A 10,032-nucleotide genomic window follows, 5' to 3' on the forward strand; every position below is an offset into this window, starting at 1 on the left:
ACCATCGACGAGCAGACCTTTCAGCCATTCAACGATTGCGTCGATGATAAAGTCCATACATCAGCTCCTTTTCTGGAAAAAGGGACAACGGGTGACATTTAGCTGAACAGCCCGGACAGCAGAGGGATAAGCTGAAGACCGATCAGAACGACACCGCCGCCCGCCATCAGCTGCTTAATGCCCTGGCTTTTTGCCGCAGGGTTGTCCGACCCGTAACCTTCCAGAAGGTTGATGACGCCCCATACCGCCAGACCGGCGCCAAGAGCCATGACCAGAATTTTGAGAATGTCGATTGCCTGATTGAAAAATTCCATATACGTTCCTCCATTTTGTTTGTTTGATGATTTTGGGTACAAAAAAAGCCGCCCACATCGGCGGCGCTTCGGGTCAACATGGCCCGAAGTTACACAAACTCGTCGCTGTCCAGATCATCGAAATTCAACAGGTCAGCTTCTTCGTCCGTGTCGGAGCCGTCCACTTCGTACACCGTGTATTCGTCCTCCGGCTTTAGTCTCAATGGCCGGTGGCGGAACAGGCTTTCCAAGCGGAAGGCGTTTTTCTTTTTATCAAATTCGGCTGTGTACTTGTAATTCGGGTGCTTTTTCAAGTCATACTTCGGGGACAGGAAGGGCGGGAGCCCCCGAAGCTGCAAGATACATTTATCCCCGGGCATGGTGGTGATCTCGCTGGTGGTCATCAGCTCCCGGCCAAGTCGCTGCATATTCTGGCTGTAACTTTCAGACTGTCCACGGCTTCGGCCCTCGGTCTGCATAGAGATGGTGGCCTTGCCCAGCCAGTTTTCCGAAATATCCTTTAGGGTGGAAGCCTCCCGGCCTCCGAGGAATACGATACTGTCCATGTTGCCCATGATGGTTTCGGAATGGTCTTTGTACAATGCCTTGCACTGGCTCATTGCCTGATAAAAAAGCGTCAGGCTGATCTCACGGGAGCGGATGACGGCCACGATCTTTTCCAGCCCCGGCACCTGTCCGGTGTTGGCTGCCTCGTCCCACAGCACCCGCACATGGTAGGGCAGACGCCCGCCATAGGTGTTATCAGCCCGTTCACACAGAAGGTTGAACATCTGCGAAAAAGCGAGGGCAACCAAAAAGTTGTAGGTGGTGTCCGTGTCGCTGATAAGAAAGAACAGCGCTGATTTTTCATCCCCCAGCTTATCCAGCTCCAGTTCGTCATAAGACATGATCTCCCGAAGTTGGGGAATATCAAAGGGAGCCAGTCTTGCACCGCAGGAAATCAAAATGCTTTTGGCTGTCTTGCCAGAGACGAAAAGTCAAGGACTTTTTCATCAAATTCAAAAAGAAGTCACATTTTGCGGACTTCCTCACGGAGCAGACGCTTGATTTTGTCCTCCATTGTCTCCTTGGCGGTCTCGCTGAAATGCACACGGACGATATAGGTTGTCTTTCCGATCTGCTTTCTGACAGTCGGGCAAGGGGCGGTGTTGGTTGCGGTATTGTTCATTCAAAATCCTCCTGTAAATGAAAAATGCCCGGTGACTGTTCATCATCGGGCGGTGTCAGTATGAGGGAACAAGGCAAGGCGGCAACATTAAGGTATCTATAAAACCCTTGCCGTCTTTGCCACGCTTGCCGTGTTCCTGTTGTCAGTTTCGGAGATAGCAGACCCATGCGGTGCCGTCTTTCTCGGTCACAAGTCTGTCCCCGATACGGCTCTTTGCCGTTCTCATGGTGCGTGAGGAAATCCCACGCTCATTGACTGCCTTTTCCAGCTCTGCGCTCGGCATACGCTTTCCATCTGCAAGCAGTTCCAGAATGAGCATTTGCGCCTGTGCGGTCTTGCTTTCGGTCTTGGCGGTGTCCGTCCCGGCAAGAAGCTCGTCAGCGGTAATGTCATAAGCTCCTATCCATTCAAAGCCTTTCTCGTCTCCCAGAGAAAAGGCAAGGGACTGTCCGGGCGGCGCAAGGGAGCTTTTCTCATGGATAAGCACCCTCGTTGTGGGGCTGTCCTTCAGCTTGCCGATAAAGAGCAGACTGCGGACTGCCGCCGTAATGTCGATAGACCCTAAGCCCCTGTAAGTGCTTTGTGTTCCTGCGGCTTTGTTCAGGTGTCCTATCAGCACGATAGCGCACCCAGTAGCCTGTGCAATATCTCCCAGACTGCGGAAAATGGGACGGACTTCATTTGCCCGGTTCATGTCCACATCTGCGCCCAGAAACGCCTGCACCGGATCAATGATAACCAGCCTTGCGTTGTTTTCCCGGATTGCCCTTGCTATGCGCTCATCGGCAAGGGTCAGCGGTGTGTCCCTATCGTCAATGACAAGCACTCTTTCAAGGTCTGCTTCCGCTTCCATCAGCCGGGGCTTGACGGTATCGCCCAGACCGTCCTCTGCGGTCTGGTAGATGATGTTGAAAGGCTCAAGGGTCTCCATACCGGGTAAAGGCTTTCGATTGGTGCAAGCCGCCGCAAGGCGCATAGCAAAGTAGGTCTTGCCCTCGCCGGGGTTGCCCTGTATGATCGTCAGCTTTCCAAATGGGATATACGGAAACCATAGCCAATCCACGCTCGTCAGCTCCACATCTGCCATGCGGAGCATGGGAACAGGCTGGGCGGTGGGCAGCTCTCGCAGCGTGATTGTCTCGGCTATGAATTTGCGGCTCGGAATGTCCCCTTGCTGACGGAGAACATCGTTCCAGTCTTTCCTTGCCGGGACAAGGCGAATGACGGCGATCTCGCCGGGAATGTCCTGTGCCAGCCGGGTGCAGGCTTCACTTCCTGCGGTGTCGCTGTCAAGGCAGAGGAACACTTTTCGGGTGTCCTTGCGTTCAGAAAGGAAACGGTCAAGGGCTTTGCCCGAAACGCCACCCAGGGCAAGGTAGCTCCTTGTCTGCCAGTCCTGCGGATAAAGGCAGATAAAGGACAAAAGGTCAATCGGTGCTTCAAAGACAAAGAGCTGGTTGCCGTTTCCCTCATAGTGGAACGGATAGGATTTGTCAGACCCGGCAATGTCCTGTCTGAATGGGTCTGCCGTTCCTCGCACATGGGCGTATCTCGGCGTACCGCTTCGGTCTCTGCCGACAAACACAACATTGTGCCGCTTTGCGTCCTCGTAAATATCCCCGGAAAGAAGAAAAGCCTCAACAAGCGTTTTGTTGAGACCTCGGCTTTCTGTGAGATATTGGATTGCTCTGTCGGCTGTCCTGTTGTGCAAGGGCAAGTGAAACGCTGTGTGCGGTGCTGTGCTGGCTTCGCTCTGTCCCTCACCGCTTTCGCCGGTTAAGAGCTGGACAGCTTCGGGAAAGGACTTGCCGTAAAACTCCATGACAAAATCAATAGGATAGCCGCCCTTGCTCTGGCTGTGGCGAAACCATTTGTTTCCCCGGACGGTCAGGCTGTCATGTTCTTTCCAGCGGTATTCCCGTCCGCTTTTGATAAGTGTCTCTCCCTGTGTGCGGAGAAAATCTTCCAGACTGACGGCGTTTGCCCGGTCGATCTGTGCTTGGGTGTACTGCATGGGCGTCCTCCTTACTTCTTGAAAACAGCGCATCGTCTGCAAATGCCATGCTCACGCTCGTCCAGCGTGTAGGGGCAGTTCGCACATTCCTCGCCGTACTGTCTCATGATAACAGGCAGATAGCCCAGCTCCTGCAACATATCAATCTGGCGGTCGGTGAGGGTGGCTTCAAAGGCAAGGCATTTCCGGGTGTGTTCGTCCAGCTCGATCAGGTCGGAAAGCGGTCTGCCATCGGTCAAAGCTTCTCCGCTCAAAAGGCGTTTTGCCGTTCTGCGGATGGGGTTGTACTCGTTCTTCCAGTCGTATTTTTTCATCGTGTCATATCCTCCTTTTTCTGTCGTGTTTGGGGTCGATTTTGGAGCTTTTGTTCCTCTGTACGCTCGTTAAATCGGGCGGCAGTATCTACACATGACTTGACCTTCCAAAGGCGGTGTAAATCGTCTCTGACGGTCTTAAACTCGCCATAGGTGGTGTTGTGCGCCTGTTCCAGCTCGTCATACTCGTCGGACAGCTTTTTCATATCCACCTTGCCGTCTGGGAACTCCCCGGTCAGCTTTCGTCTGGCGGCGTAGAACTGTATCAGTTCCGCTTCATGCTCTGCCTTGTACTTGGCTCTGGGCTTCTCAAGCTTGATTTTCTGCAAGCCGTCATAGACAGGCTTCAAGTTCTGGAAAGCGGCGGAGCTGTCATAGAGCCGCTTAATCGCTTTCATTCGTGCCGTCTGCTCATCCAGCGTTTTCTTCAAGCTCTCTGTGGCAGCACTGTGTTCGCTGACACGGCTTTCCAAATCTTCAAGGGAGTAAATGCCATTCCTCCGAAGATAATTGAAAGTCTCGTTCATCTCCTTTAGATTGCTGATTTTACCTTTCTGGGAATACGCCCCGGCTCTGCGCTGGGTGTAATAGGCGTTCAGCAGAGAAACAAGGTCGGGTGCCTGCGGCTTGGCAAGCTCCACCTTTGCTTCGGCAATCCAATCAAACAGGAGAGCGATTTTCTTCTTAATGTCCCGGATAACGGCATTGGTGGCTTTGATCCAGCGGTTGAACTCGCCTTTCTCGGTGCGTATGCCCTTCTTCTCCATTGCCCGGACGGTTGCGCCCTCATGGACGGTGGGAAGAAGCTCCACGCCCTGACGCTCATAGCTTCGGTGGTCGATACTAACGTCAAGCCCCTTTTCAGCAAACTTGGCGTTGCATAGCTCCGCCCATGTCTGCCGCCAGTATTCCAGCGTTTCGGGACTGCCCCAGTCGGTAGTGGGAACGGCGTTAAACACAAAGTTTCCATCTGCGTCCCGGATACGGTTGCCGTCCTCGTCCAGCTCGTAAACTCGGTGCTGCTTACAGCCCCATTTGCCGTTCTGCTCGATGGGACGGATGGGGCAAAGCACATGAAAATGGGGATTGGGTATGCCGCCGTCCTCTCTGTCTGGCTGGTGTACAGCGAAGTCAACCACCATGCCACGGCTCACAAACTGCTCCAATAAAAATTGCCTTGCAAGAGCGATGTTTTCCTCAAGGGAAAATTCATTCTGCAAAGCAATGTCAAAGCTGTATGCAAGCTGTGCCGTCTTTCCACGCTCGGCTTTTTCCACGGCGTTCCATAGGGTCTGACGGTCTGCGTATTCTTTCGGTGCATGGGACGGCAGGAGAATGTCGGAGCATATCACGCCGCCCTTGCGGGTGTAGTCGCTGTATTCGCCATAATACTCGCTATACAATCGCTCCCCGGCACGGTAGGCGGCAGAAGCAATAGCGGACTGTCCTGCGCTTCGCTTAGTCTGCGTGACGCTCAGATGAAATAGTGCCATCGGCTTTCTGCTCCTTTCCTCTGCTCGCTTGGTTGATGTGGGTAATCGCCATGTGACGGACGGCTCGCTGGACTTCGGGCAGAGAAAAGATGTACTCCATCAGCTCCGTCATTTCGGTGCGTGTGAGATCTTTGAACTCCGGGGCAAGGCTCTCAATCGTGCCGCCCAGATTGCAAAGACGGTGGGTGCGCTTTTGTCTCTCGCCTTTCTCCAGATACTTCTTTCTGTTCTCCAGACGCTCCAGCTTGTGCTGTTCCTGTGCAAGCTGTGTCTCGACCTGTTCCTTTTCGGCTCGGAGCTGTTCAAGGTTTTTCGGTTTTGCCATTTTTCGTGACCTCCTTTTTTGAAAATGGGGATAAAAAAAGACCGTCAACTTTTCGCAGATTGCGACCAGTCAACGGTCAGTTTTTCGGTATTCAGTTGTTGTGTTCAGTTCGGTAAATTGAAGTTGGTCAAAGTTGTTGGCGAAGATATTCCACAACATTTCCATTCGTATCATAGAAACAGATGTTTCCTACATTGAGGGGCAGGACAATGGCGAAAGGCTTGCCACTATCAATATCAATCACCTGAATGCCGTTGCCATCATCTACTTCAAGTCGAACAATATTTTGGGTATTCATTGAGATAAATGCCCTTTCGTTATTTCCCTCAACAACAAACTCTGCAATGTAATCATCAACCTCAACTATATCTCCACCACCACGGAAGAAATATCCAAAAGACAAGCCAGGGCGATTTACATAGACAGAAAAAGTGTGGTCTGTCTTGTCCTGTGGGTAAGAAATAAATGCAGCCATTGTGTCGGAAATGCTTCCATCAACAATCCAATCATCCAAAATTTTTTGAGATTGGCGAATGTCTGCTTCTAAACTGTTTGCGGTTTTACCAATGTCATTGTTTGCATAAAGGAAACCGAAAACCAACACACAAGCCAAAATAACACCCAAGAGGATTATGGGTAATTTCTTTTTCATAGAATCACACTCCTTTATCAAATTAAGATTCTTGATTTTCAAACTTGCTGGCGGCGAACGGTTTGTCAAAACCGTTTGCGGACGGCAAGTCCACAGGGGATAGCCGCTTTAGCGGCGCAAGGGGGTGTAGCCACCTTGACGGAACGAAGTGACGCAACATTCTCGGTCATGCAGTTTTCTTCTGCTGACGGAGAATGAAGCTCCGCAGGGCGCACTACTCTCGACAGAGAGTATAGAAGTGCGCCCTTTAGTTCCTAAAGGGGTTTGCTCCGGCTTAATTTCTCGACAAACTGCAATTAGTCATTTCAGTAAGTATTTTCCGAGTCCTATCTGAATCAAATATAGGACAAGGATATGTGCTGGATAAAAAACATAGAAGAAGTATTTTAGCTTCAGTTTACCACGCTTTCCGTTGTATAGCAGAATAAGCAAGCAGGCAAGAAGCGTACATAAAGGCGGTTGATTCCCCGTTGTCCCCATGTAAGCCAAAAGGAACAGCAACACTTGATAGATTCGGTGATTACGGCAAATATAAAATGCTGATATGAATAAGATCCCCTGCATACCGTAGTCACAATGGATTCCTTCCGCAATGCCGGAAAAAAGCACTACACTGAGAACTTGCAGGACTGCTGATTTTATTCTATCCACCGGTAGGTCTGATTTACACGAAAATCTTTCAAGGCATACCAATGTCAATAAGCCTAAAAACAAGGTGAAAAATACATTTTGATACTTCAAGTAAAACGGAAATGTATCTTCCATTCGTGAATACGCACTAAAGAAACCTATGTCAAATGGAACTTCCGAAATAAGGGCAAATGCAAGCATCAACCCAATATAGCGTTTTTTACTTCTTGTGTGTTGGAATCCTTCTGCCAGCAAAAAACAGAATAGCGGAAAAGCAATCGTCCCAATGCTTTGCAAATCAAACCGTATGAAATAATCTATCTCTCGGAATCTCTCCCACGACATTTGCCCGTTATCTGCCATAGCCCCCCAGTAGTTTGATAGCAGCCATTGCAGCACAATTTTACATAGATGGTCAATAAGCATTGTCAGTACAGCAATAACCTTTAGCGAATTTCCTGAGAGAAATTGAATGCGATTTATTTTCCTATCAAGGCTCATAAAGCAACCTCCTACCAACTTCCAATTCTACGATTTTTCGCATTCAAATTATACCATAAAACTCGTGAACAATTCTATCGCAACTTTGGAATATATGAGAAAAGTCCGAACAGTTTTCTGCCCGGACTTCCTCACTCAATCATAAATCAATTCTGCTTTCACAATCTCCTCTGCCTGTGCCTTGCAAGCGTTCATCTGCCGCACCCATTCCATTTGATTATCGGCTTTCAGTTGCTCAGTCACACCGTTTTGCTCTGCCAGTGACCGCACGATCAGCTCCATGCGGTTTCGTGCCGCTTCGTCAATCTCGGCACAATGTTCAAAGAGCTTGTCGGATAGCACCAGTTCATTGAACAGTATCGGGCGGTGCATTTCCAGATACGCCTTGCGAAGTCTGCCGTAGTGTCCGATGGGCTTGGTCTTGCGGATAACGATGTTCGGGATAAGATAATCGCCGTTCTGTGTGTAAGTGATATTCATGCTGATTGTACTCCTTTCATTGGCTCTCTCTGCGGTAAGCTGCTGACAGGGACGAACACGCCCTTTGCAATGTCCTCTGCACGAATGGCGGCTTTCTTGGCTTCGATTTCTGCCTTTTTCCGCTCCTTGATTTTATCCTCGTATCGCTTCTGCGCTCCGCTGGCTTTACGCTTCAAGTAGTTCTGATGAAGTCTGTCCTTGCGTTCCTCTCGCTTGCGGATTTCTTCTAATTCCTCCGGGGTCAGCTCCACTTCTCCAAACGCCGGGGGAACGAAACGCCCAACAAAATTGAAGTAAATCTCAACCTCCTGTGTGGTCTGTATACTTCCTTTGCGGTCACGCTCATGCACAAGAATTTTCTCGATAAACTCGTTGAGCATGGCAATGGTCAGCTTGTCGAAGTTCTCGTATTTGTCAATCAGATCGATAAAACGGTCAGCGTCCTTTTCGTGCTTCTCATAGCTCTTGACAGCCTTTTCCAGAACAGAGATTTCAGCGGTAAGCTCGGACTGTTCCTTTTCGTATTGAGCGTCCAGAGTGGCGTATCTGCTGTCAGACAGCTTGCCTAAAATGTTGTCCTCATAGATTTTGCAGAGCAGGACTTCCAGCTCGGAAACTCTCTGCTTTGCTGTGGCAAGGCGTGTCCGCTGTTTCCTGACCTCTGCCGTCTGCTGGCTGGACTGTGCTTCCTGCACCACACGGACAAACTCGGCTCTGTCATGCTTGGCATATTCGGCAATAGCTTTGAGCATTTCGGAAACAAGGGACAGTACCACATCTTCATTGATACGGTGCTGTGTCGTGCAGAGCTTTCCAACTGGGACTTTGCTGTATTGGGAACAGGTATATTGAGAAATACGCTTGCCGTTGTTGGTACGGTGGACATACATCTTGCCGCCGCAATCGGCACAATAAAGCAAGCCTGTGAGGGGAGCTGCTTCGCCCCAGCCGTCCGGGTAGCGTCTGACATTCCCACGGATTTTCTGCACAAGGTCAAAGGTCTGCTGGTCAATAATGGCTTCGTGCGTATTCTCAAAAATCGTCCATTCGTCCTCCGGGACATAATGGCTTTTCTTGTCCTTGAAGTGCTTTCGGGTCTTGAAATTGATGGTGTGTCCCAGATATTCACGCTTTTCAAGAAGGTTGCAGATGGTGGAAGAACCCCAGCCGTACACATCTTTGAAAGTCTTATTCTTGTTCACGCCCTCGCCGTGCTGGGCAAGGTAAGCGGACGGAATGAGAATTTTTTCTTCTTTCAGCTTGCTGGCGATCTGATACGGACCGTAGCCCTCAATCGTCATGGCAAAGATACGCTTGACCACCTCTGCGGCTTCGGGGTCAACCAACCATTGGTCTCTGGCTTCGTTCCAGAGATAGCCGTAAATGACTGTGCCTGTGAGGTGCTTGCCGGACTTGCCTTTGGACTGGAAAGTGGAACGGATTTTACGGCTGGTGTCTCTGGCGTAATACTCGTTCATAATGTTGCGGAAAGGGGTAAAATCATCGTCCCCTCTGGCACTGTCCACGCCGTCATTGATGGCGATAAGGCGAACGCCACGCTGACGCAGGATTTCCATAATCTGACCGACTTTCAGATAGTCACGACCCATGCGACTCATGTCCTTGATGCACAGATACTCCACATTCCCGGCTTCAACCTCTTTCATCATTGCCAAAAATCCGGGACGGTCAAAGCAAGTACCACTAATGCCATCGTCCGTGAAATGGACAATGTTCGTAAAGCCCTGCCGTGCGGCGAACTCCTCCAACATAGCCTTTTGATTGGAAATGGAATTGCTCTCACGCTGTTGGTCATCATCTTTGCCAAAGTCATCACGGCTCAGTCGTTCGTACAGAGCTGTGATTTTCTCGTTTTTTCTCATAACTTGCGCTCCTTTCTTCGGTTTTAGGTTGTGTGTTCTAAGAGACTTCCCAACCGCTTGATTAAGAAGTCTTTTAGAGCATACAACACCGCTGGCGAGCTTGTATTTCTTATACTGCCTCACGGCGAAGTGCTGGGGGCTGCGGCGTTCCAGCCCGTCAAACATATAGTCCACCGCGTTTTTGAAGGTTTCGTCATCCTCCCGGACTTCCATGCTGTTTATCATTTCCACCAGCGTATTCATGTTGCGTTCTTCTTC

Annotated in this window: 10 protein-coding genes and 1 pseudogene; all 11 read right to left on the reverse strand. The window is 50.1% G+C overall.

Going from position 1 to position 10,032, the window contains the following annotated elements; translation table 11 throughout:
• Positions 1 to 98: 98 nt before the first annotated feature.
• On the reverse strand, positions 99 to 314 hold the full coding sequence (locus GPK90_RS10055) for a Maff2 family mobile element protein (RefSeq protein ID WP_016306504.1): 216 nt from the start codon (positions 312 to 314) through the stop codon (positions 99 to 101).
• 89 nt (positions 315 to 403) lie between these two features.
• Positions 404 to 1,282 (reverse strand): annotated as a pseudogene (locus GPK90_RS10060) (VirD4-like conjugal transfer protein, CD1115 family); the annotation flags it as partial.
• A 41-nt stretch (positions 1,283 to 1,323) separates the two neighbouring features.
• Positions 1,324 to 1,482: a transposon-encoded TnpW family protein gene (locus tag GPK90_RS10065; protein ID WP_215702872.1), complete on the reverse strand. Its 159-nt coding sequence runs from the start codon at positions 1,480 to 1,482 to the stop codon at positions 1,324 to 1,326.
• A gap of 142 nt (positions 1,483 to 1,624) precedes the next feature.
• Positions 1,625 to 3,496 carry an AAA family ATPase gene (locus tag GPK90_RS10070; RefSeq protein ID WP_215702873.1) on the reverse strand — a complete coding sequence of 624 codons (1,872 nt, stop codon included), beginning with the start codon at positions 3,494 to 3,496 and terminating at the stop codon, positions 1,625 to 1,627.
• Between the two features lie 11 nt (positions 3,497 to 3,507).
• Entirely contained in the window at positions 3,508 to 3,810 is a 303-nt protein-coding gene (locus GPK90_RS10075) for a hypothetical protein (RefSeq protein ID WP_024729653.1), read from the reverse strand.
• Positions 3,807 to 5,303, reverse strand: a complete 1,497-nt coding sequence (gene mobQ, locus GPK90_RS10080) for a MobQ family relaxase (RefSeq protein WP_060457860.1) — start codon at positions 5,301 to 5,303, stop codon at positions 3,807 to 3,809. The genes GPK90_RS10075 and mobQ overlap by 4 nt, the downstream gene beginning before the upstream one ends.
• Positions 5,269 to 5,628 carry a DUF3847 domain-containing protein gene (locus tag GPK90_RS10085; protein WP_055191773.1) on the reverse strand — a complete coding sequence of 120 codons (360 nt, stop codon included), beginning with the start codon at positions 5,626 to 5,628 and terminating at the stop codon, positions 5,269 to 5,271. The genes mobQ and GPK90_RS10085 overlap by 35 nt, the downstream gene beginning before the upstream one ends.
• A gap of 127 nt (positions 5,629 to 5,755) precedes the next feature.
• Positions 5,756 to 6,280 carry a hypothetical protein gene (locus GPK90_RS10090; RefSeq protein WP_015516227.1) on the reverse strand — a complete coding sequence of 175 codons (525 nt, stop codon included), beginning with the start codon at positions 6,278 to 6,280 and terminating at the stop codon, positions 5,756 to 5,758.
• 300 nt (positions 6,281 to 6,580) lie between these two features.
• Positions 6,581 to 7,411, reverse strand: coding sequence for a TraX family protein (locus GPK90_RS10095; RefSeq protein ID WP_025483373.1), 831 nt, complete (start codon positions 7,409 to 7,411; stop codon positions 6,581 to 6,583).
• Between the two features lie 135 nt (positions 7,412 to 7,546).
• The gene (locus tag GPK90_RS10100; RefSeq protein ID WP_033119194.1) at positions 7,547 to 7,891 is read right to left on the reverse strand and encodes a TnpV protein; all 345 of its coding nucleotides are present in this window, start codon (positions 7,889 to 7,891) and stop codon (positions 7,547 to 7,549) included.
• On the reverse strand, positions 7,888 to 9,774 hold the full coding sequence (locus tag GPK90_RS10105) for a DUF4368 domain-containing protein (RefSeq protein ID WP_346011241.1): 1,887 nt from the start codon (positions 9,772 to 9,774) through the stop codon (positions 7,888 to 7,890). Before GPK90_RS10105 ends, GPK90_RS10100 begins: the two co-directional genes overlap by 4 nt.
• Between the last annotated feature and the right edge of the window lie 258 nt (positions 9,775 to 10,032).

It is taken from the genome of Clostridium sp. MCC344 (assembly GCF_018785365.1).
Taxonomy (GTDB): Bacteria; Bacillota; Clostridia; order Lachnospirales; family Lachnospiraceae; genus Pilosibacter.